The 22,080-nt window shown below is 34.6% G+C and carries 24 protein-coding genes and 1 pseudogene; 23 read left to right on the forward strand and 2 right to left on the reverse strand.

Going from position 1 to position 22,080, the window contains the following annotated elements:
• The first annotated feature begins 380 nt into the window (after positions 1-380).
• From ACTSKG_RS02370 to ACTSKG_RS02380, 3 genes are all read left to right on the forward strand, one after another.
• The gene (locus ACTSKG_RS02370) at positions 381-605 is read left to right on the forward strand and encodes a hypothetical protein (protein ID WP_464756554.1); all 225 of its coding nucleotides are present in this window, start codon (positions 381-383) and stop codon (positions 603-605) included.
• Between the two features lie 352 nt (positions 606-957).
• A complete protein-coding gene (locus tag ACTSKG_RS02375) occupies positions 958-2,529 on the forward strand; it encodes a DUF342 domain-containing protein (RefSeq protein ID WP_464756555.1) in 1,572 nt (523 codons plus the stop codon).
• On the forward strand, positions 2,522-3,241 hold the full coding sequence (locus ACTSKG_RS02380) for a glycerophosphodiester phosphodiesterase (RefSeq protein ID WP_464756556.1): 720 nt from the start codon (positions 2,522-2,524) through the stop codon (positions 3,239-3,241). The genes ACTSKG_RS02375 and ACTSKG_RS02380 overlap by 8 nt, the downstream gene beginning before the upstream one ends.
• Before the next feature lie 169 nt (positions 3,242-3,410).
• Here the strand turns inward: ACTSKG_RS02380 and ACTSKG_RS02385 are convergent, their stop codons facing one another.
• On the reverse strand, positions 3,411-3,650 hold the full coding sequence (locus ACTSKG_RS02385) for a DUF2627 domain-containing protein (protein ID WP_387584166.1): 240 nt from the start codon (positions 3,648-3,650) through the stop codon (positions 3,411-3,413).
• A 205-nt stretch (positions 3,651-3,855) separates the two neighbouring features.
• On the opposite strand from ACTSKG_RS02385, the gene ACTSKG_RS02390 reads away from it, so the two are divergent.
• The 13 genes from ACTSKG_RS02390 (at position 3,856) to ACTSKG_RS02450 (ending at position 17,555) form a co-directional block, all read left to right on the forward strand.
• Complete coding sequence (locus tag ACTSKG_RS02390; RefSeq protein ID WP_464756557.1) at positions 3,856-5,877, forward strand: sigma-54 interaction domain-containing protein; 2,022 nt, start codon at positions 3,856-3,858, stop codon at positions 5,875-5,877.
• Positions 5,878-6,042: 165 nt separating this feature from the next.
• Positions 6,043-7,137: a Leu/Phe/Val dehydrogenase gene (locus ACTSKG_RS02395; protein ID WP_464756558.1), complete on the forward strand. Its 1,095-nt coding sequence runs from the start codon at positions 6,043-6,045 to the stop codon at positions 7,135-7,137.
• Between the two features lie 89 nt (positions 7,138-7,226).
• Positions 7,227-8,657 carry a dihydrolipoyl dehydrogenase gene (gene lpdA, locus ACTSKG_RS02400; RefSeq protein ID WP_464756559.1) on the forward strand — a complete coding sequence of 477 codons (1,431 nt, stop codon included), beginning with the start codon at positions 7,227-7,229 and terminating at the stop codon, positions 8,655-8,657.
• A 15-nt stretch (positions 8,658-8,672) separates the two neighbouring features.
• On the forward strand, positions 8,673-9,683 hold the full coding sequence (locus ACTSKG_RS02405; protein ID WP_464756560.1) for a thiamine pyrophosphate-dependent dehydrogenase E1 component subunit alpha: 1,011 nt from the start codon (positions 8,673-8,675) through the stop codon (positions 9,681-9,683).
• Positions 9,683-10,666, forward strand: coding sequence for an alpha-ketoacid dehydrogenase subunit beta (locus ACTSKG_RS02410; protein WP_464756561.1), 984 nt, complete (start codon positions 9,683-9,685; stop codon positions 10,664-10,666). The genes ACTSKG_RS02405 and ACTSKG_RS02410 overlap by 1 nt, the downstream gene beginning before the upstream one ends.
• 15 nt (positions 10,667-10,681) lie before the next feature.
• Positions 10,682-11,986 (forward strand): dihydrolipoamide acetyltransferase family protein, encoded by a 1,305-nt coding sequence (locus ACTSKG_RS02415; protein WP_464756562.1) that lies wholly within the window; start codon positions 10,682-10,684, stop codon positions 11,984-11,986.
• A 186-nt stretch (positions 11,987-12,172) separates the two neighbouring features.
• Entirely contained in the window at positions 12,173-13,165 is a 993-nt protein-coding gene (locus tag ACTSKG_RS02420; RefSeq protein WP_464756563.1) for an LLM class flavin-dependent oxidoreductase, read from the forward strand.
• 130 nt (positions 13,166-13,295) lie between these two features.
• Entirely contained in the window at positions 13,296-13,625 is a 330-nt protein-coding gene (locus tag ACTSKG_RS02425; RefSeq protein WP_464756564.1) for a PadR family transcriptional regulator, read from the forward strand.
• Positions 13,622-14,749, forward strand: a complete 1,128-nt coding sequence (locus tag ACTSKG_RS02430) for a DUF2812 domain-containing protein (protein WP_464756565.1) — start codon at positions 13,622-13,624, stop codon at positions 14,747-14,749. Before ACTSKG_RS02425 ends, ACTSKG_RS02430 begins: the two co-directional genes overlap by 4 nt.
• Positions 14,750-15,014: 265 nt before the next feature.
• Positions 15,015-15,548, forward strand: coding sequence for a sigma-70 family RNA polymerase sigma factor (locus ACTSKG_RS02435; protein WP_464756566.1), 534 nt, complete (start codon positions 15,015-15,017; stop codon positions 15,546-15,548).
• The gene (locus ACTSKG_RS02440) at positions 15,548-15,949 is read left to right on the forward strand and encodes a PadR family transcriptional regulator (RefSeq protein ID WP_464756567.1); all 402 of its coding nucleotides are present in this window, start codon (positions 15,548-15,550) and stop codon (positions 15,947-15,949) included. Before ACTSKG_RS02435 ends, ACTSKG_RS02440 begins: the two co-directional genes overlap by 1 nt.
• A gap of 7 nt (positions 15,950-15,956) precedes the next feature.
• Positions 15,957-17,267: an FtsW/RodA/SpoVE family cell cycle protein gene (locus ACTSKG_RS02445; protein ID WP_464756568.1), complete on the forward strand. Its 1,311-nt coding sequence runs from the start codon at positions 15,957-15,959 to the stop codon at positions 17,265-17,267.
• 45 nt (positions 17,268-17,312) lie between these two features.
• Positions 17,313-17,555 carry a hypothetical protein gene (locus ACTSKG_RS02450; protein WP_464756569.1) on the forward strand — a complete coding sequence of 81 codons (243 nt, stop codon included), beginning with the start codon at positions 17,313-17,315 and terminating at the stop codon, positions 17,553-17,555.
• A 207-nt stretch (positions 17,556-17,762) separates the two neighbouring features.
• Here ACTSKG_RS02450 and ACTSKG_RS02455 read toward each other — a convergent pair whose 3' ends face one another.
• Positions 17,763-18,161, reverse strand: coding sequence for a hypothetical protein (locus ACTSKG_RS02455; RefSeq protein WP_464756570.1), 399 nt, complete (start codon positions 18,159-18,161; stop codon positions 17,763-17,765).
• A 310-nt stretch (positions 18,162-18,471) separates the two neighbouring features.
• Between ACTSKG_RS02455 and ACTSKG_RS02460 the strand changes: the two genes are divergently transcribed.
• The 7 genes and pseudogenes from ACTSKG_RS02460 to ACTSKG_RS02490 all read left to right on the forward strand — a co-directional run bounded on the left by ACTSKG_RS02460 (position 18,472) and on the right by ACTSKG_RS02490 (position 21,886).
• A complete protein-coding gene (locus ACTSKG_RS02460) occupies positions 18,472-18,942 on the forward strand; it encodes a GNAT family N-acetyltransferase (protein ID WP_464756571.1) in 471 nt (156 codons plus the stop codon).
• Positions 18,943-19,251: 309 nt separating this feature from the next.
• Positions 19,252-19,389: pseudogene (locus ACTSKG_RS02465) on the forward strand (GNAT family N-acetyltransferase); the annotation flags it as partial.
• 66 nt (positions 19,390-19,455) lie between these two features.
• The gene (locus ACTSKG_RS02470) at positions 19,456-20,028 is read left to right on the forward strand and encodes a phosphotransferase family protein (protein WP_464756572.1); all 573 of its coding nucleotides are present in this window, start codon (positions 19,456-19,458) and stop codon (positions 20,026-20,028) included.
• Positions 20,029-20,081: 53 nt separating this feature from the next.
• Positions 20,082-20,261 carry a hypothetical protein gene (locus tag ACTSKG_RS02475; protein ID WP_464757946.1) on the forward strand — a complete coding sequence of 60 codons (180 nt, stop codon included), beginning with the start codon at positions 20,082-20,084 and terminating at the stop codon, positions 20,259-20,261.
• Positions 20,262-20,647: 386 nt separating this feature from the next.
• Positions 20,648-21,085, forward strand: coding sequence for an NUDIX hydrolase (locus ACTSKG_RS02480; RefSeq protein ID WP_464756573.1), 438 nt, complete (start codon positions 20,648-20,650; stop codon positions 21,083-21,085).
• 4 nt (positions 21,086-21,089) lie between these two features.
• The gene (locus ACTSKG_RS02485) at positions 21,090-21,287 is read left to right on the forward strand and encodes a hypothetical protein (RefSeq protein WP_464756574.1); all 198 of its coding nucleotides are present in this window, start codon (positions 21,090-21,092) and stop codon (positions 21,285-21,287) included.
• 47 nt (positions 21,288-21,334) lie between these two features.
• The gene (locus tag ACTSKG_RS02490; RefSeq protein WP_464756575.1) at positions 21,335-21,886 is read left to right on the forward strand and encodes a hypothetical protein; all 552 of its coding nucleotides are present in this window, start codon (positions 21,335-21,337) and stop codon (positions 21,884-21,886) included.
• Positions 21,887-22,080: the final 194 nt, after the last annotated feature.

Consider the following 22,080-nt stretch of genomic DNA (forward strand, 5'->3'; position numbering starts at 1 on the left):
GTAACAGGGGAACATTTAAAGGCGTATATGAGAAGTCTTTCAAAGCGTTGTAATTATGAAATGTCAACGGCTAATCACAACGAAATGATACACTTTTGTAAAGAAAAACCACCAACCAGTATTGTGGAAGGTGGTTTTTTTAGTTATTTTGCATATAAAGCAGGATGTTCCCAATAATCATCAGCGATTGCAGATAAATTATTAACATTGAATCCCTCGAAATTTTTTTATCCAATGTTACTCTACTCAATGTAACACATAAGACTTCACCATTTTTTGTATTCCCATATTGATCAGTTAATGGTACTTGAACAGCCAATGTTGCTTCTGTAACGTCAGGTTGAGACTTCATTGATTCCATAAAATCGACAGTATTAGTTATGAACTTACGTTTTGCAGATTTTGCAGACCAAAACGTTTCTTCAAATGCTGTCGATTTTAATACTCCATTCTCAAAAGTCGAAGATACTACTGCTTTCTTTTTTTCCTCACTATTAGTACCAAACTTCTTCTTAATAAATTCTGAAGCAATTACATCAGGTGTTTTAATTAATTTTAGAATCCCTTTATTTCAACTCATATACAGTACATCATTTGAAGTATAAACCAACTAGTAGGGAATTTATCGAGATCAATATGGCTAGTTAAGAAGATTAGACCTTAAGTGAACTGAAGTTTATGATTTATGAATCCAGTATAAGTCCATAAACTAGGCATTATTTATCATTGGTAGGTAGTAAGGTCTAATATTTTATTTTGAGTTGTAATGAAATAATAAGTTAATAGTAATAATAAAAAATAATATAAATAGATCAAAAGATTAGATGGTTGGAGAAAAAATATTTCTATTTAAGATAAAAACGTGCGAAGATACTATTTTTGAACGCTTTTTCTATTGTTTCCACCAATTGTTAGAAAAATGAGTATAATAAGAAATAGGAAGGAAGTGTATAAGTCGTGATAATTGAGAAAAATGAAGAAGTAACACTTTCCGAAGAAGAAGGAAGAGTATTTATAACTATTAATAAAGATGGATATAATCTGAAAAAATTTGATGAATTGACTCGTAAATATACCAGATTAAGAGTAACTAATTTTATGGCGTTAAAAAAGGCAGTAGAAAATAAAACAAATGAAGCTATAGAAATTGGTAGTTGGATAGATAGTGTGGAAATAGAAATTAGTGATGACAAGATGCAAGCAGTTGTAACAATTTACGAATCTCAGAGTCATATCCTAGAAAATACAAAAGAAATTCAAGAAACAATTGACCAGTTACTAATTGAAAATAAAATTATTTATGGGCAAACTCCAATTGATTTTCAAAATGTAATACCAGGAAAAGCATACATAGTTGCAAGTGGGCTTCATCCTCAAAAAGGTAAAGATGCAAAAATAACATATTTACAGCAAGCCGAAAAAAAACCCGAAATAAATGTGGATGGAAAAGCTGATTATTTCGATATGAATTTTATCGTAGAAATAAAAGAAGGTTCTTGGCTTGGAGAAAAAATACCGGCACAAGAGGGGATAGTAGGTAGAAATATTCTTGGTGGGGTAGTTCAAGCTGAAAAAGGTGATGATTTACCATTAAAATATGATAATGAATCGGCATATGAAGTAGAGGAAGATGGCAAAACAGTACTTCGATCCAAAACCAATGGAATTATTGGAGAAGTAAACGGTGTACTTGCTGTTCAAAAACATCTGTTAATAAACGGAGATGTCGGTTTGGAAACAGGAAATTTAAAATTTGATGGTTCCATCCAAATAAAAGGTACCGTCATGCCTGGTTATTCAATAATTGCTTCAGGAGATATATCTGTAGAATCAAACGAAGGAGTCAATTCTGCTGAATTGATAAAGTCAACAGAAGGCGACGTATTTATAAAAGGTGGAGTTTTCGGAAAAGATATTACGAAAATAGAAGCATACAAAAATATCTATATTAAACATGCGAATGGCTGTACATTAGAAGCAAAAGAAAATGTATACATTGGATTCTATTCTATGGGATCAACTATTTTCGGAAATGAAATATTTTTGGACGAGCGTAAAGGGAAAATTATCGGTGGTAAAGTAATAGCGATTAATTCTATAACTACCGCCTATACTGGTAATAGTTTAGAAAGAAAGACGGAACTAATTGTCCAAGGAATAGATAGGAAAATATTAACGGAAAGTGTAAAAATTAAAGCAGAAGAAATGTTGAAACTTCAAGATGAGCTAACAAAAATAAATTTTCAAATTAACCAACTAACTCAATTTAAAAGTACTATGTCTAAGCAACAGATTGCTACATATGAACAAACAAAACAAAAATGTCATACAATGGAAAGTGAAGTAAAAGATTTGGATACTGAAATACAAAGAATTCTGAAGCTTCTCCGCACTTCTACTGACTATTTTATTGATATTAAAAAAGAAGCAAATGCTGGCACAGTTATACAAATAGGTAATAAATCAACGACGATATCCAAAGAAACAAAAGGTAAATTTAAGCTTGAAAATGGGGAGTTAAATGTCTAATATTCCAGTTTACGCACATAGAGGTGCTAAGTTTAGAACGGTTGAAAATTCTTTGGAGGCATTTAAAAAAGCAGTAAATCTAGGTGCAAATGGTATCGAGCTTGATTTACAATTATCTGCTGATGGTGTGGCATTTGTCACACACGATATCGATTTTTTTCGCTTGGCGGGAAACAAAAGAAGAATAACTGATATGATGGCCGAAGAAGTTTTGCAATTAAGATTAGGTCATTCCTTTTTTAGGAAATTTTTAGGGAGCAGAGTGTTAACATTTGATGAGTTTTTGGAATTCGCTATTCCAACTGGTATTAAACTAAATGTAGAATTTAAAGAATCTTTTCTTGGGAAAAGTGAAAAAATACGTGAAGTCGTAGAAAAAAGTAGTAGCGTGGAAGATATCCATTTTTCTTCTTTTGAATTTAGTGTCCTTCAAACAATTCATGCAATGAATCGTAATGTTCAAACTGCATTTATAGGGAAAAAGAATACGGATTGGGATTATATTCTTTCCATAAAAGAGTTCGATGCTATCCATTTGAATAAAAAATTCTACGGCTCTGATTTAATGTATTCCATTTGGAATGCAGGTTTCCCTATGCGTTTTTACAATATTAAAGGTAATGAAAATTATCTACCTGATCCGCATGATTCAGTCATTGGTTGGATTACAGATTTCCCAGAAAAAATTTTAAAAATACAAAAAAGACGATGAATAACTATCAAATTAATAGTGAAATGTTCAATATTCATCACTAGATATTGAAAAAGGCTCGTACAGCGACACAATCACTGTACGAGCCTTTTTACTCTAGAAATAGTATATCCAAAGTATTTTCATCGAATAGTTGAGACAAGGTATCTAAAAGACGGTAGTTATTATGTTACTTTTTCTTTTGAAAACGAGGGGCAACTTTTCCGTTTTTTCGATCCCTGTTTAACAAAAATCCTGCAAAAAATCCCAAACCTAATAGTGTGAATAGAACCCCACAAATAAATTGAAACCACAAGGCACCAATAGGTAAGATATGTATCCCGAAAAATGTATCTCTCATTAGTTTTATACCAAATGCTGCGAGAATACCAGGAATCAATAATACAATTAAGGCAGCTAAACGGGCCATAATAATCACTCCTGTTTTAAGTTGCTTCAGGCATCTACAAGTCAAGGTGAAAATACCAAAAAATATTTCATTCGACCATGAGCTTTAGCACTTTTAATAAATTTAATTTTACATGGGAGAATATTATTGTCAACTCATGGAACATGAGTTATGATATATGAGAAGTGCAATAAGTTGCAGAGGGAAAATGGGGGTGTGAATTTTTTTGCAAAACATATTAATCATCGGTGCGGGTAAAGGCGGATATGCACTTTTGAGGCTGTTTGAACAGGCTGATTACCTTCAAGTAAAAGGAATCGTCGATATTGATGAAAATGCTCCTGGAATGCAATATGCAAAAAAGCATAATATTCATACATATACCGATTGGAAACCTCTCTTAAATGGAGATATTCAAATTATAATTGATGTTACAGGAAGTAAAGAAGTATTCTTAGAACTACTTTCGAAACGTCCAATAACTACAGTTTTAATCCCTGGTGAAATTGCAAACTTAATTGTTACATTAGTAGAAGAAAAAAATAAATTTATTCGAATATTAGATAATAAAAAAATGATTCAAGAACTTATCTTTAACTCAATAGAAGAAGGTATGATTGGAATCAATGAAAAAGGCATTGTAAATTTCTTTAATAAAAGTGCTTCTAAAATGACGAAAGTTTCTATAGAAGATGCCATTGGAAGACATGTATATGATGTGATTTCACATAGTGAATTGCCTAGAATCTTTGATTCTGGTCAAATTGAGTTAAATAAAGAACTTATTCTTGAAAGCGGTACCAAAATAGTTACTTCAAGATATCCGATGATTAATGAGCAAGGTAAAAAGATCGGAGCATTTGCAGTCTTTAAAGACATTTCAGAAGTTGTTAGGCTTGCAGAAGAGATAACGGACCTTACGGAAATACAAACAATGCTTGAAGCGATCATACAGTCTAGCGAGGATGCGATATCTGTAGTGGATGAAGAGGGAAAAGGTATTCTCATTAATCCTGCATATTCTCGTATTACTGGTTTAAGCGAAGAAGAAGTTATAGGAAAACCAGCCACTGCTGATATATCTGAAGGTGAAAGTATTCACTTGAAAGTTCTTCAAACACGTAAACCTATTCGAGGTGTAAATATAAGAGTTGGTAAACAGAAAAAAGACGTTATTGTGAATGTCGCTCCAATTATTGTTAACAACCTTCTAAAAGGAAGTGTTGGAGTAATTCACGATATGACGGAAATCCGCTCCTTAATGAAAGAACTCGATCAAGCACGTACTCTTATCCGTAACCTAGAGTTAAATTATTCATTTGAGGATATCTTAGGCGAATCCGAACAAATTCAACTTGCTATTAATCAAGCTAAGCTTGCTGCCAGTGTACCTATAACCGTTCTTCTAAGGGGAGAAGTCGGTTCAGGTAAAGAATTATTCGCACACGCCATACATAGCGCAAGTAATAGAAGACATAATCGATTCTTTCGAGTGAATTGTAGTTCTCAAGAAGAACATCTTTTAGAACGTGAGCTATTTGGGTATGAAGAAGATGGCGTTATCTATTCAGGTTTATTTGATGAAGCAAATAATGGAACTCTTTTCTTAGACGAAGTTGGTGAATTAACAAATAAGACTCAGGCTAAACTCTTAAGAGTACTTCGAGAAAATGCCTTTATAAGAATAGGTGGAACCACATCAATTCCAGTGGATGTTCGTATTATCGCTGCAAGTTATTTTAATCTAGAAAAGTTAATGCGGGAAGGGTTATTCCGAGAGGATTTCTACTTTCAGTTGAATCGTATGCCCATACACGTTCCTTCTCTAAGGGAAAGGAAGCAAGACATTTCTTCCATAGCAGAACATTTATTAGTAAAATTAAATAAGGAATTTGGGCGAAACATTGAAGGTTTCACAAAATCCGCTATGGAAAGCTTAATGCTTTATGATTGGCCAGGGAACATACGAGAGTTGGAGAATATAATTAGCAGAGCAATGATCTTTTTAGAAGCGCAAGATCGAATTGTTGAAGAGCATCATTTGCCAAAATCGATCTTGTCATTTTCGGAAACGGGCTTCAATGAGACACAATTGGGAACGCTTGCTGAACAAATGGATGAGATGGAAAAAAAAGTATTACTAAATGCTCTAAGAGTTTGTGGCGGTAATAAATCTCAAACTGCGAAAAAGTTAAACATTTCACTTCGTACCTTATATTATAAACTTGAGAAATATAATTTAGACTAAAGTGATATTTTGCATGGGGATGCTAAAATTACTTGAAATGTTCAAAGCTTCAATTAAAGGGGTTTCAAACATATAAAGATTGTTAAATTACATGGGGATGTATTTTACGAAAATAACTATTTTCGAAAAAATAAATAATTACTTAACTACTAGGAGGAACTACAGATGGAAATTTTTAAATATATGGAGACTTATGACTACGAGCAATTGGTATTTTGTCAGGACAAAACTTCAGGATTAAAAGCAATTATAGCTATTCATGATACAACATTAGGACCAGCACTTGGTGGAACACGTATGTGGAACTATGCAACTGAAGAAGAGGCAATTGAAGATGCACTTCGTTTGGCTAAAGGAATGACTTATAAAAATGCTGCTGCGGGACTTAACTTAGGTGGCGGTAAAACGGTAATTATTGGTGATCCATTAAAAGATAAAAACGAAGAAATGTTCCGTGCTTTCGGTCGTTTTATTCAAGGTTTAAACGGACGTTATATCACTGCAGAAGATGTTGGTACAACTGTAGCAGATATGGACTTGATACATGAAGAAACAAACTATGTAACAGGTATTTCAGAAGCATTTGGTTCTTCTGGTAATCCTTCTCCAGTGACTGCTTATGGCGTATACGTTGGTATGAAGGCGGCAGCGAAAGAAGCATTTGGATCTGACTCACTTGAGGGTAAAAAAGTTGCAGTTCAAGGTGTAGGAAATGTTGCATTTACTCTTTGTGAGTATCTACATAAAGAAGGTGCAAAACTTATTGTTGCGGATATCAACCAAACTTCTGTTGACCGTGCTGTAAATGCATTCGGAGCTGTTCAAGTTGGAATCGATGAAATCTATTCACAAGACGTTGATATTTTTGCACCATGTGCACTAGGAGCAATTATTAATGACAATACAATCCCACAATTCAAAGCTAAAGTAATTGCAGGATCAGCAAATAACCAACTAAAAGATACAAAACATGGAGATATAATCCATGAAATGGGTATTGCATACGCACCAGATTACGTAATTAACTCAGGTGGCGTAATTAATGTAGCTGACGAATTATATGGTTATAACCACGACCGTGCAATGAACCGTGTCGCAGGAATTTACGATAAAATCGAACGTATTTTTGAAATTTCAAAACGTGACGGTATTCCAACGTATGTTGCAGCAGACCGCTTAGCAGAAGAACGTATTGCTCGTGTTAGCAAATCACGTAGCCAGTTCTTACAAAATGGAAAACATATTATCACAGGACGTTAATACTAAACACAACAATTTCATCAATTAAAAGAATGGCCGTCTTTCTTATGAAGCGGCCTTCTTAGATGAAATAAAAGGGGGATAACACTTTGGCAAAAGAATATGATGTTGTCATATTAGGTGGCGGTACAGGCGGGTACGTAGCTGCTATTCGTTCTGCTCAATTGGGATTGAAAACAGCAATTGTCGAAAAAGGAAAACTTGGCGGGACTTGTTTACATAAAGGATGTATTCCAAGTAAAGCGTTGCTTCGAAGTGCTGAAGTTTATTCTACTACTAAAAATCATGCTGCTGAATTTGGAGTAATAACATCGGAAGTAGCACTTGATTTTAGCCGCGTGCAATCAAGAAAAGAATCGATTGTAAGCCAATTGCATCAAGGTGTTCAAGGCTTGATGAAAAAAGGGAAAATCGATGTTTTTGAAGGTACAGGAAGAATGCTTGGACCATCCATTTTTTCTCCTTCTCCAGGAGGAACAGTTTCAGTTGAAATGAATAATGGTGATGAAAATGAAATGCTCATTCCTAAAAATGTCGTTATTGCTACTGGTTCAAGACCTAGAACTTTACCAGGTTTAACAATAGACGGGACATTTGTTATGAGTTCAGATGAAGCATTAGCAATGACAGAATTACCGAAATCGATATTAATCGTCGGTGGAGGAGTAATTGGAATTGAATGGGCTTCGATGTTAAATGATTTTGGTGTGGAAGTGACCGTTATTGAATATGCGGATCGAATTATTCCTACGGAAGATAAAGATATTTCAAAAGAAATGCAAAAGCTCTTAGCTAAAAAAGGTATAAATTTTGTAACAAGTGCAAAAGTACTTTCTGAAACACTTCAAATAGATAACAATTTAGTAACCATTTCTGCTGAGTTGAATGGAGAGGTAAAATCCTTCACAGCAGAAAAAATGCTTGTTTCAGTAGGTCGTCAAGCAAATGTTGAAGGAATTGGAATAGAAAATACCGATATCGTAATAGAAAAAGGATTTATCCAAGTATCTGATACATTCCAAACGAAGGAATCACATATATATGCAATTGGTGATGTTATTGGAGGGCTTCAACTGGCACATGTTGCAAGTCATGAAGGTATTAATGCAATGGAACATATTGCCGGTAATGATGTTTCACCAATTGACTATAAACTAGTATCACGTTGTATTTATTCAAATCCAGAGGCTTCGAGCGTTGGTATTACAGAACAACAAGCAAAAGAACAAGGGTTTGACGTAAAAGTTGGAAAGTTCTCATTTAAAGCGATAGGTAAAGCACTTGTTTACGGAGAATCAGATGGCTTTGTAAAAATTGTTGCGGATAAAGCGACAAATGATATTTTGGGTGTTCATATGATTGGACCTCATGTTACAGATCTGATTTCTGAGGCAGGTCTAGCTATGGTATTAGATTCAACACCATGGGAAATCGCTCATACAATTCATCCACATCCAACTCTTAGTGAAGTTATGGGAGAAGCAGCATTAGCTGTAGATGGTAAAGCAATTCACATGTAAAAGGAGGCAATGTAAATGATAACAAATCGTCATGAAGAATTAGGCTTAACAAATGAAGATGTCTTAAAAATGTTTGAAACGATGCTTATGGCGCGTCGTATTGATGAGCGTATGTGGTTATTAAACCGTGCTGGAAAAATACCTTTTGTTATTTCATGTCAAGGTCAAGAAGCAGCACAGGTTGGTGCGGCATTTGCACTTGATAATTCAAAAGACTATATCGCACCATATTACCGTGATATGGGTGTTGTTTTACATTTTGGTATGACAGCTAGAGATTTAATGCTATCTGCATTTGCAAAAGCAGAAGATCCAAACTCTGGCGGTCGTCAAATGCCTGGACATTTTGGACAGAAGAAAAATAGAATTCTGACTGGGTCTTCTCCAGTTACAACTCAATTACCACATGCTGTTGGAGTGGCACTTGCTGCGAAAATTGAGAAAAAAGATTTTATTACTTTTGTAACGCTTGGTGAAGGTTCGTCAAACCAAGGAGATTTCCACGAAGGGTTAAACTTTGCTGGAGTTCATAAGTTACCATGTATCACAATGGTTGAAAACAATAACTATGCAATATCTGTTCCATTTGAACGTCAAGTGGCGAGCAAAAGTGTTGCAGACCGTGCATCAAGTTACGGAATGCCTGGTGTGACAGTGGATGGTAAAGATCCAATTGCTGTTTATAAAGTAGTAAAAGAAGCGGCTGATCGTGCTCGTAACGGAGAAGGCCCAAGTTTAATCGAAGCAGTGACTTACCGTCTAACGGCTCACTCTTCAGATGATGATGATAGACAATACCGTACAGCGGAAGATATTGCAGAAGGAAAAGCATTAGATCCGTTAATTACGTTTGCACAGTACTTAAAAGAAACAAATGTATTAACGGATGAATTAGAAAAAGAAATAAATGATCGCATCATGAAAGAAGTAAATGAAGCAACTGATTACGCAGAAGAAGCTCCATATGCTGCTCCGGAAGATGCATTGAAGCATGTTTACGCAGAAAAAGATGGGGGGAACGCATAATGGCAGTAATGTCTTATATCGATGCAATTACACTTGCAATGAAAGAAGAAATGACTCGTGATGAACGCGTTTTTATCCTTGGAGAAGACGTTGGACGCAAAGGTGGAGTATTTAAAGCAACAAATGGCCTATATGATGAATTCGGAGAATACCGTGTGCTAGACACACCTCTTGCTGAATCCGCTATTGCGGGAGTTGGTATTGGTGCTGCGATGTACGGGCTTCGTCCAATCGCAGAAATGCAATTTGCTGACTTCATTATGCCAGCTGTCAACCAAATAATTTCCGAAGCTTCTCGAATTCGTTACCGTTCAAATAACGACTGGACATGTCCAATTGTTATCCGTGCTCCTTTTGGTGGCGGAATTCACGGTGCTTTATATCATTCACAATCTGTAGAAGCAGTTTTTGCAAACCAACCTGGATTGAAAATTGTTATTCCTTCTACTCCATATGATGCAAAAGGGTTATTGAAAGCGGCAATTCGCGATGAAGATCCTGTTATGTTCTTTGAGCACAAACGTGCTTATCGTCTAATTAAAGGGGAAGTTCCGGAAGAGGATTATACAATCGAAATCGGAAAAGCAGATGTAAAACGTGAAGGGGAAGATATTACGGTAATTACGTACGGTCTTGCTGTCCACTTTGCTCTACAAGCAGCAGAACGTCTTGAAAAAGATGGGATTTCCGCTCATATTCTTGATTTACGTACAATCTATCCGTTAGATAAAGAAGCAATTATAGAAGCTGCATCTAAAACAGGTAAAGTACTTCTTGTTACAGAAGATAACAAAGAAGGTAGCATTATTGGAGAGGTTGCAGCAATTATTGCTGAAAACTGCTTATTTGATTTAGATGCACCGATTATGCGACTTGCTGGACCAGACATTCCTGCTATGCCGTATGCACCAACGATGGAAAAATTCTTTATGATTAATCCAGATAAAGTCGAAAAAGCAATGCGCGAGCTTGCTGAATACTAGGAAGGAGGAACTAATATGGCTCTTGAACAAATCAAAATGCCTCAGCTTGGGGAAAGTGTAACTGAAGGTACGATTGAAAAATGGCTAGTGAAACCAGGTGATCATGTCAATAAATACGACGCTCTAGCTGAAGTAAACACAGACAAAGTAACTGCCGAGGTGCCTTCTTCCTTTACTGGAGTTATTAAAGAATTAATTGCAAACGAAGGAGATACCCTTGCAGTCGGTGAAATCGTTTGTACGATTGAAACTGAAGGTGGAGCTAAGGAAGAGGTAGTGGAAGCTGCACCTGAGCAACCAACAGCGGAAACAGTAAAGCCAGCTGAAGTTCAAAAACACTCTACTCCAATTCAACGTGAAAAAGGTGCAAAAGCGCGTTATTCTCCTGCTGTATTAAAACTTTCACAAGAACATGGTATTGATCTTACTTTAGTAAATGGTACTGGCAATGAAGGACGAATTACACGTAAAGATTTACTGAAAATTATTGAAAGCGGAGAAATTCCAGTAGCGGCTCCAGCAGAAACAATTACTGCTCAAGCACCTGCAGCATCTCAAGCTCCAGCAGCCGTTTCTGCACCAAAAGCTGCTACTCCGTCAAATGTGCCAATTGCAGTAGGAGACATCGAAATTCCTGTAACAGGTGTTCGTAAAGCAATTGCTGCAAACATGCTAAGAAGTAAGCATGAAGCACCTCATGCTTGGACTATGATTGAAGTGGATGTAACAAGCTTAGTACAATACCGTGATTCCATTAAAAATGAGTTCAAACAAAAAGAAGGCTTTAATGTAACATATTTTGCGTTCTTCGTAAAAGCTGTTTCTCAAGCTCTAAAGGAATTCCCAATGATGAACTCTATGTGGGCAGGCGATAAGATCGTTCAGAAAAAAGACATTAATATTTCAATCGCAGTTGCTACAGAGGATGCACTTTTCGTTCCTGTTATCAAAAACGCAGATGAAAAAACGATTAAAGGGATCGCTCGTGAGGTAAATGAACTTGCTGCAAAAGTTCGTTCTGGCAAATTAAAATCAGACGAAATGCAAGGTGGCACATTCACTGTAAACAATACTGGTTCATTTGGTTCTGTTCAGTCGATGGGAATCATCAATTACCCACAAGCAGCGATTCTTCAAGTAGAATCAATCGTGAAACGTCCTGTTATTATGGATGGTGGAATGATTGCTGCTCGTGATATGGTAAACTTATGTCTATCATTAGATCACCGTGTACTAGATGGTTTAGTTTGCGGACGCTTCTTAGCACGTGTGAAAGAAATTTTAGAAAACATTACAAAAGAAAATACATCTGTCTATTAATAGATAAAAACGGAGCATTCCTCAATGGGGAGTGCTCCGTTTTTTAGTGTGAAATATAGTTGGAAAAATTTAAATGTAAAATTTCTTCAAGTTCATTTCATTTACATTTTGAAATTGGTTAGTTAGCATTATGTTAAACAAAGATATCTAATCGCAAAATTAAAATATTGAAAGGAAATGAAATATATGAAATTAAGTGTACTAGATCAAGCCCCCATTACGAAAGGAAACAATTCTGCTGGAGCATTAAAAAAAGCGGAAGAATTAGCAATATTAGCGGATGAACTTGGTTATCATCGTATGTGGATGGCAGAACATCATGGAACTGGTGCTTTTGCAAGTTCTGCTCCGGAAGTAACTGCAGCTCATTTAGCAGCAAAAACAAACAAACTACGAATTGGAACCGGTGGTGTTATGATGATGCATTATTCACCACTAAAACTAGCAGAAGTATTCAAAACCCTAAGTGCTTTTTCACCAGGGAGAATCGATTTTGGAGTAGGTCGTGCTCCTGGTGGCGATAATTATGCGATGTATGCACTCTCTGAAGGTCGTCCTCCATTGGTGAATAATATGTATGAAAAATTAGCAATAGCATTAAAGTTATTAAATGACGAAGTGCCAGAAGAAAGTATTTATAACAAAACAATTGCAACTCCGTCTAATGTCACATTACCAGAAGCATGGTTACTCGGATCAACTGGGAACAGCGCAATTCAAGCTGGTAGATTAGGTCTTGGATATTCATTCGCTCAATTTTTTCAAGGAGGAATGACACCTGCAATATTAGATACGTATCGCAAGAACTTTCAGCCTTCTGCATTTATGGCAGAACCTGAAATAAATGTTACATATTTAGTAACGGTTGCCGAAACAAAAGAGGAAGCTGAATTTGAAGCATTACCACAAGACATTGCACGTTTATCACTAATGAAAGGTCAAATTCACCAAATATTGACGCCGGAAGAAGCACAAAATTATCCATTAACAGAAATGGACCGCATGATGATCCAAGAAAACCGAAAAATTCATTTAGTAGGGGCAGCAAAAGATGTTGCAATAATTTTACAAGAAGAACAAGCACATTATGGATTTGATGAAGTAATGATTTGTAGTATTCCACACTCACAAGAAAAAAGATTGAACGTTTACCGACTACTAGCAGAGGAATTATTATAATAGTTAACGAGAAAGTCACGTTCAGAGGAGCGTGGCTTTTTTATTTTTCTAAATTTAATTGACCTTATATGTCATAGCGTGATATAGTCGAGGTGTGACATACTGAATCCATAAAGAGGAAGTGATCCCATTGACAGTTGAAAAGATTATTGCATCCTATATTCCGATGACCGAAACTGCCTTTTATATATTAATATCGCTATCTGAACCAAGACATGGTTATGGAATAATAAAGCATGTAGAAGAAATCACAGAAGGTAGATTAGTTCTTGGATCTGGTACGATTTATGGTACTTTGAAGAAAATGCAACGGGATTACATTGTAAAAGTGTATGCAGATGAACTTCGAAAAACAGTTTATGAGATTTCTGAAATTGGGAAGACATTAATACTTCATGAAATAAGCAGATTGAAGGAACTACATAAAAATGCATTAAAGTATGAGGAGGAATTCGAATGACAAAAAAATGGAGGCCATTTTGGAGTTATGATGTGGAGAAGACAGAATGTTGGTTATCTTCAAATGCAGCAGATGGAAAAGTTTTAGTCGATGTTAAGCTATTTTCACGAATGTTTGTATTTGAAGAAACAGCTGGTAGGCAATTGGAGTATCAAGTCATATTCGATAAATATCAAAATAGCTTACCGAGTGGTTTAGTTGACGCTGGGTGGGAAGATTCTGTAGTAAAAGAAAAATGGAAATTTGTTAGTAATGGTAGAGATACTATTAGAGCTTATCCTTCACGGGAAAGAATAATGAAGAGAAATCGAGTTCATTTACTTCTATTGACAGGTCTATCATTTCTATATGTATTTCAGCTGGTTTCATTTACTATTGCTATGCTTACAACTTTATTTGCACCTGGCCAAGCAAATTTTGTAGCTAGTCCGTTATGGTCTCTTACAATTCTATACTTTATGCAAGTTATTGGAGTTATTATTTTCACCTTATACATGACACGAAAAATGAGAGCATTCGAGCGAAAGTTTTTTAGTAATTCAGTTGATAGAAGTGAATCCTCTACTGAGGGAACGTTTTCAAAATGGAAATTTGGTTGGATGTACGCACCGGATCTATTAGAAAACTGGCTAAGTAACATGGCTGAAGAGGGGAATCATCTTGTTCGAGTAAGTAAAAACTGGTCATTATTTATTTTCAAAAAAGATACACCAAAACTTGTCTCCTATGTGCAAGACTATCAATGGAAGACGGCTCCAGAATATTTCGAAGTCCATAAAAGTGCAGGTTGGAAGCTTAGATTCACATCGACTTCCTGGTTATTCAAGTACACAATTTGGGAAAAAGAATATACATCTGGAGAGATGAAACCACGGTTTACGTATAATTCGACTGAAAAGAAAGCACAAGTGAGAAAGGTAATCATAGCGAGTTCCATATTGGCTAGTTATTTACTGGTTATATGGCTTTTTGCCATAAGGATTCAATTTTTGAACAATCAAGCATTTGACATAAGCCTTATACCAAAAATTATTATTGGACTATTAATTATTTCATCGTTGTCTCCAATCTTCATCATTATACGGACTTTTCTCTTTGCTTTAAGGATGAGAAAGAGTATATAAACACATTAGGTAGTTTTTATAATTCAATCTATTTAGTTTTAATATTTGCAAGCTGATTTATTGATAGAATAAAAAATTAGGCATATTCACAATTGATTTATAGTAATCCTCTTTAGGTAGATTAGTGTTATCAGACCATGCATTTATGGGGTGATACACAACTACATGAAGAGGATTTTTTTATGAAAATACTTTAAGAAAACTATTGCAAATAAAAAACCTTCTCATGAAGCACGTCGTCTAATAAAAAGGAAGGAGGGATAATGTGGAAGAATTAATAAAGGGAGCTCTTGAAATAGAAGATAAGGAAGAACTGATGAATGAGATGATGAGCATATATGGTCAAGATGTTTTAAGACTTGTTTATTCATATGTAAATAATAAAGAGGTAGCGGAGGATCTAACACAAGATATATTTGTGAAATTCTATAAATCCATACATACATTCCAAGGCAAATCCAAGTTAAAAACATGGTTATGGCGTATTGCTATTAACCATTGTAAGGACTTTCTAAAAAGTTGGTATAACAAGCATGTCATCATTGCAGAGGATACGAAAAATTTTAAAACAAACAAAGAAATAGTCGAAGAAGTAGTTATTCAAAAGGAAGTAGATGATGGATTAATTTCTGCATTAATGAAGCTACCTATTAAATATCGTGAAGTGATTTACCTCTTTTACTATGAGGAATTACTAATAAAGGAGATCGCTTCTATTACAGGAGTAGGTACTAGTACAGTTAAAACTAGGCTTAGACGTGCCAAAGAGCTTTTGGAAGAAAGATTGGAGGAGAAGTAATGGAAGATCGTTTAAAAGGCTTAAAAAATTCAATGGATAAAACATCATTTTCTAAGTTGAATTTTACCGAAAAACATCGCAAAGCAATTCAAGAAAGAATGTTAAAAACAGAAAATGAAGAGGCTATCTTAATAGCAACCTTGCAGCTCCTTGTTCATGAAAAAACAGGTTACGAATTAGTAAAGCTTTTACGAGGAAGAGGAATCCGAAAATTTGAAGAAAGTGAAGGGATTGTATACACATTATTACATCAGTTGGAGCAGGATGGTTTCTTACATTCTAGCTGGAACGAGTTAAATGTTAAATATTATCGATTAAATAATAAGGGAACAAAACTATTACGAAAATCGGAAAGGCCTACAATTAAAGCCTTTTCATTCAAAAAATTAGTAGAGGAGTGAAGTCAAAGTGAAAAATAGTAGTCAATCGTATTTAAAAGAAGTACAAAATCAGATCCATTCAAAAGAAGCAAAAGAATTTGTTTCGGCTGAACTTGATTACCATATAACAGAAGTAAAAAAAGAATGGATCAAAAAAGGTTTAAATGTAGAAGAAGCAGAAGAAAAAGCAGTGAATCAGATGGGAAGTCCTATAACACTTGGACAATGGCTAAATAAACTTTATCGGCCGAAAGTAGACTGGTTAACAGTTATATTACTAGTTATCACGTTAGGCTTAAGTTTTTTTCCGATGCTTTCCCTTGGAAATAATTTTAGTGATGATTCGATGAATATGAGATATTATTCATCGCATAAAGTCATATTTGTTATGCTTGGTGGGATTATAGCATTTGGGATGATGATGATTGATTTTCGAAAGTTAGAAAAGCAAGGATGGCTGTGTTACGTAATAGGAATGTTTATACTCTTTGTATTACGATTTTTTCCAACGCATTTTATTAATGGGCTTCCCCTTGTACAAATTGGGCCTTTAACAATTGACAGTTTGATGGCTATCCCATTCTTTTTTCTTGCTTGGGCATCTTTTTTTAACAACAAAAGATTGAAGTTGTGGCATTTGAGCATTTTGTTTATTATCTCTAGTTATTTATTAATTACGATACCTAGTATTTCTACAATCTACATATATGGTGTAATGGTAGTCGTCATGTTTTGTTGGAGTCAATTTAGTCGCAAAACAATTCTTAAAACCTTAGGAATTTCAATTAGTTCATTTTTGATTGTTAGTATTACTCTTTGGCAAAATGCTCATCCGTATCAGAAACACCGACTAATGGTATTTATTAATCCTGAACAGTATCCAGATAGTGGAGGCTATATGATATTGCTCCTAAAAGAACTGCTATCTAAAGCAGGCTGGTTTGGAAATCCAATGAGTAATGTAATTATATCGGAAGCCCATACAAACCTTGTTTTTGCAAGTCTCGCTTCTTACTTTGGTTGGCTGTTTGCAATTGCACTTGTATTAATCCTTTCTATATTTATCGCAAGAATTGTTGTGATTACTCGTAAGATAAATTTCTCATACGGGAAGCTTCTTCTTATCGGTGCGGTAGCGCTTTATACTGTACAACTATTTACTAATATCGCTATGATACTAGGGTTTTTCCCTTTGATTTCTATATCATTGCCGTTTATGAGTTACGGATTGATGCCTACTTTGTTTAATGCATTTTTAATTGGTGTCGTGTTAAGTGTATATCGACGTAAAGATTTAGTTTCGAGGAGCTTTATGGCAAGTGAAGTTCGTATTAAATGAATTCTTTGAAATCTGACCTCTTCTACTAACTGGGGGAGGTTTGCAGTGAATAAAATTATTGTAAGTCTAATGATAGTTGTATGTTCTATCTATTTATCTGGCTGCATGGGTGATGAAACAGAAATGAAGGATTCTAAAAATCCGAATGTAGAAGAGGTTTTACGATTAGATAAGAATGCAAACATTTTTCAGTGGGAAGGATTAATTTATAAAACGGAAATTGACTGGTGGATGAAAATAAAGTCACTAAGAATTAGTCGGAGAAGTTACAGGAATTTCGAACAGTAATAATAATCAGTTCAACGATGGCATGGCAAATAGACTACCAGTAGGTGCAAAAATATACTCTACTAAAGAGCGAGGAGATATATTAATTGTTAAATATGATGGAAAGGCCAAAAAATACTTAGTGCTTGCAGAAGGATAAAGGGAGCGGCTGTCTCCCTTTATGTCGTCATTATATAAGAGAGGGGAATGAGTAAATTTGATATTCAATTATGGTATATTAGTTGAACTGACCTGTAATGTAAAAGCCTGTTGGTCTATATGATTTTTTATCATCATCTCGTTAAGGATCTGCAGTATTTCTTGATATTGATATTCTGAAACTTCCTTTATATTATCTAGGATGATATCAAGTCTAATATCATCTGTAGAATATAGCATGGCTGCAATTGAATAGTCATACCCGACTTTTTCCATTTCACCCCCCACTTGCTCAAAGAATCCTCCATCTGCATAAAGGTACTCTTGAAAATCATTTAATGCTTTCTCTTCCTCAACGGAAATTTGAAATTCTTTTTCCGATCCAGATGTCTGAGGGTACATAAACAAAGCGATGAGCATTAATATAAAAAAAACAACACCACCTAAAAGGTGCTTCCTTTTCCTCATCCCGCTCCTCCTATAGTGTTTTTCCAATCATATGTTTTCCATGTTGAAAGAATAACCATCAGAGACTCTTCAATGCTCTTCACATCTTACTTATTTTTGCAGGAAAAGTAGTGATGAATGCAGAAGTATTGTTTGTAAAAGAAAAGTAGACGAACATGGGGGTATCCGGAGGTTCGCTTAAGTGCTTTTACTGGAAATCAAGCGATAAAATTGTATGAAAAAATGGGCTTTCAAACAAGAATAGTATCTATGAATCTTCTTTTGTAAGATAGAATGACATTAATATTACTACCAATCAAGGAGAATAAAGATGACGTACAATATAGAGATTTTACTGGACATTAACGATGAGTTTTCAACTTTTTTAAACACCAGAATAAAAGAATTTAACAATCAACATTCAGTACATCATAGAAATGCAAGACAAAAAGAGTCTGTACAACCTATAACTATTATTGTTACGGATGAGGATAAAAATTGGATTGGGGGCATAACTGCAGACGTCTACTGGGACTGGGTTGAAATCAATGATTTTTGGTTTAGGGAAGAATTGAGGGGCAAAGGTTTAGGTGGACTTTTACTTGAAAAAACAGAAAAAATCGCCAAAGAAAAGGGAGCGAAGAAGGCACTATTAACTACTTTTGAATTTCAAGCACGTTCCTTTTATGAACGAAAAGGATACAAAGTGGTTGGTGAAATTAAGGATTACCCTCCTGGTAGTAGTTATTATACGATGGTGAAAACGCTAATTGGCGAAAATACATATAAGAACTTGATGTGAAGAAGTAGGGTTAAATACGCTATTTCATATAAGAAAAATGGAGGATGTTATATGATTTTTTATACGGTCACATGTCTATTTTGCAAAAAAGAGTTCAAACTTTACGACAATGATCCACAGTACCAAAAGTTTAAACGCAACATGCAAGGAAAGTTTTCTTGTCCTACCTGTAAAGAACGAATCGAAAGCGATGCAAGGAAAATGAGGTTTTGAGCAATTAGCGATGAAAGATAAATGGTAAGTACTCATTTTATGATATGGAATCAGATAAAGAAGATTTAGAGGGATTTTAACTCCAGACCAGAATAATTAATTTTAACGGTGGCAACTTTTAATCAAAGAGCGATAGAAGTATATAAAAAGATTGGATTTAAAGATATTGAAACTTTTATGCAAGATACAAATGGTAGTACATTTGAGTTTTTAAGAATGGAATTCAATTGTTAATTTCATTTGGTATATTTAAGTAACGAAGTGTCAAGAAATTCGTACTAAGAAGATAGGGGGGGATAAATGCAACAGTTAAAACAAATTATAGAAAAATTAAAGCTGAATGTACTTTCCATTGAAGATGTACCAGATTCTTTTAGCTCAACTGTTTATAAAATAAAGCAAGTTAATCAGCAAATAGTATATCTTAAAATTCCCTATTCTAAAGTGAAATTAGAACGTGAATATGAAGCGATAGAAATATTAAGTGATGAAAAGCTACGCAAATTTCTTCCAAATCCGGATGGACCGAGCTTTATACATATGGATTTTCGTCCAGCGAATATTATTATCCAAAATAATCAAGTGTCAGGTATCATTGATTTTGAAAGTGCCCGCTTTGGTTCGGCAGAAATGGATTTTACAAAAATTAATCGTGATATTTTTATGAAAAATCCAAGAACACTAGAAGCTTATCAAAAAGGTTACAAAACAATTCGTCCGCTAATAGATTTAGATGTCATATTACCATTTTATCGTTTTACCGATGCATTTAATTCATTAGGTTGGTGTAAAAAACGGGGAATAAAAAAGCATCAGCAATTTTTTAATGAAAACTATGTTATTTTAAAATCTATTCTCATGAACGAACAGTAGTTAAATAGAATAGTTGAAATTAGAAAAGCAGAAAGGAGTTGTTCTCTTTGTATGTGCTATTAATAGGACCTATCCTTGCAGTATTATGGTTCCTGAATCTTGTTAGGTTATTAGAAAAGATGAAGGACAATAAAAACTATCACAATCAAAAGTTGCTCGGTGCAGTACTTACATTCTTTCTTGTTTTATCGATTGTGTTGTCTGTAGTATTATGTTTTGATGCTTTTCATTAAACCGTACAATCAATCTATAAATATATGTGTAGGAAGGATATGTAGAAGGAACAGTTGTCAGCATATCAACATGAATTGGACATTGGCTAGAGCAGGTATTGTAAAAAACAAAAAAGTAACTTGTAATACAGCTACTTTCGATCAATATAGTCATGTTTTTAATGATTGTATATACACCGGTACAGACTTTGAGGTGGAACAGGTTTTATCACAGCAAAAGGAATTGCTTTTCTAGAGTTCACCTAGAATCATGCATACAAGTTGGTTTGTTAAAAGACAAAGCTCAGGCAGAATTGGTATTAAGATTTTGTAGGGGACAAAGTGATAAAGAGCTTGAGCTGTTAAGTCGGCTCTTTTGTTAATGTACGAAAGGGGAGTAAGAATAAATGGAAAGAGTAGATGTTGCATATGTTCTTCTGTTTGATGAACTTGAACAGAATGTATTAATGGTAAAAAACAAAGGTACAGGGTCCTCTTACTATACACCTCCAGGTGGGGCAGTTGAAAAGGGAGAAACGCTTATAAAAGCTGCCATACGTGAAGTGAAAGAGGAGACGGGACTAGATGTACAAGTGGATGGTGTTTTCTCTGTGGGGGAAGCATTTTTTGAAGAAAGGGGACACCATGCTATCTTCTTTACTTTTGTCGGAAAAATAATCGGGGGAAAAATAGAAATATCTTTTCCGGAAGAAATTGAGGAAGTAACTTGGATGGATCTAAAACAAGCAGAAAAATATATACATATTTCAAGTGGATTTGAAGGATTAATAATGGACAGAATTACAGTTCCATATATTTTAAGGGAAGTTGAAAAACAGGGGTGATTACTTGAAGTTTATTTTAAATTTAACTACTTCAATTGCATTCGGCTTTATTGGATTTTTAGTTTTTGGCGGAATAATTGCGTTTGTCGGTTATGAAGGAGCATGTATTTTAATTGCAATTATTTTCATTATTTTATTGACAATCATCATTAATCTATTAATTAAAATAAACAATAACATTGAAAAGTTGAATCAGAAATAATACAGTGCTAATGGCACAGGATTCTTAAATAAAAGGGGGCTATTTTGTTGAAAAAAATATTGTTTTTACTTTTATTTACCTCTGTTTTGAATGCCTGTAACCAAATAAATAAATTTTCAAATGAAGTTGATGTCTTGCATTCAAGCGAGCCTACTGTTCAAACGTTATCGCAAGATATGCCCAATGATTTTGGGTTTTCTATTCAATTTGGTGTGGGAAAAAATAATGAAATTAATACATTCCAAAATACAGTGACCAAGGATTTAATATCAGATGGAACGTCAACGGCAAATATAACCTTAACAGATGAAGAAATGCATGAAATTTATGAGAAAATGAAAGAAGTTAATATAGTAGAAACGAAAAAATTTATACCTGAACCTATAGATGGAACAATTTGTATACAAGAACCACACGAAGAAGATGAATGGAAAATTACCATCAACGGAGAAACCATAACTCATTCAGTTTCAGGGGCGTACTGTGAACCTACCAACGATGCAAAGCTACTAATTGAGTTGCGTAATTACGTATTTAGTATAATTAGAAATAAGGAAGAATATTTAGAACTTCCCGAATCTAAAGGTGGATATCAATAGTTATTAAACAAACTGTTGAGTCGCTTTAAGAAGGAGAACGTCTCTTTTATTCAATCAAAGGGGATAGCGGAAGAAGGTATTTCCTTTTTTAAATAAATAGAGTTCGAAGTGATAAGATCAACAAGAATTAGCACCAAGACTTTTGGGAGGGAGAAAGATAAATATTTAGAGTATCTCAGCAGGTATTGCTTTTG

It is taken from the genome of Psychrobacillus syltrankelensis, assembly GCF_055454035.1.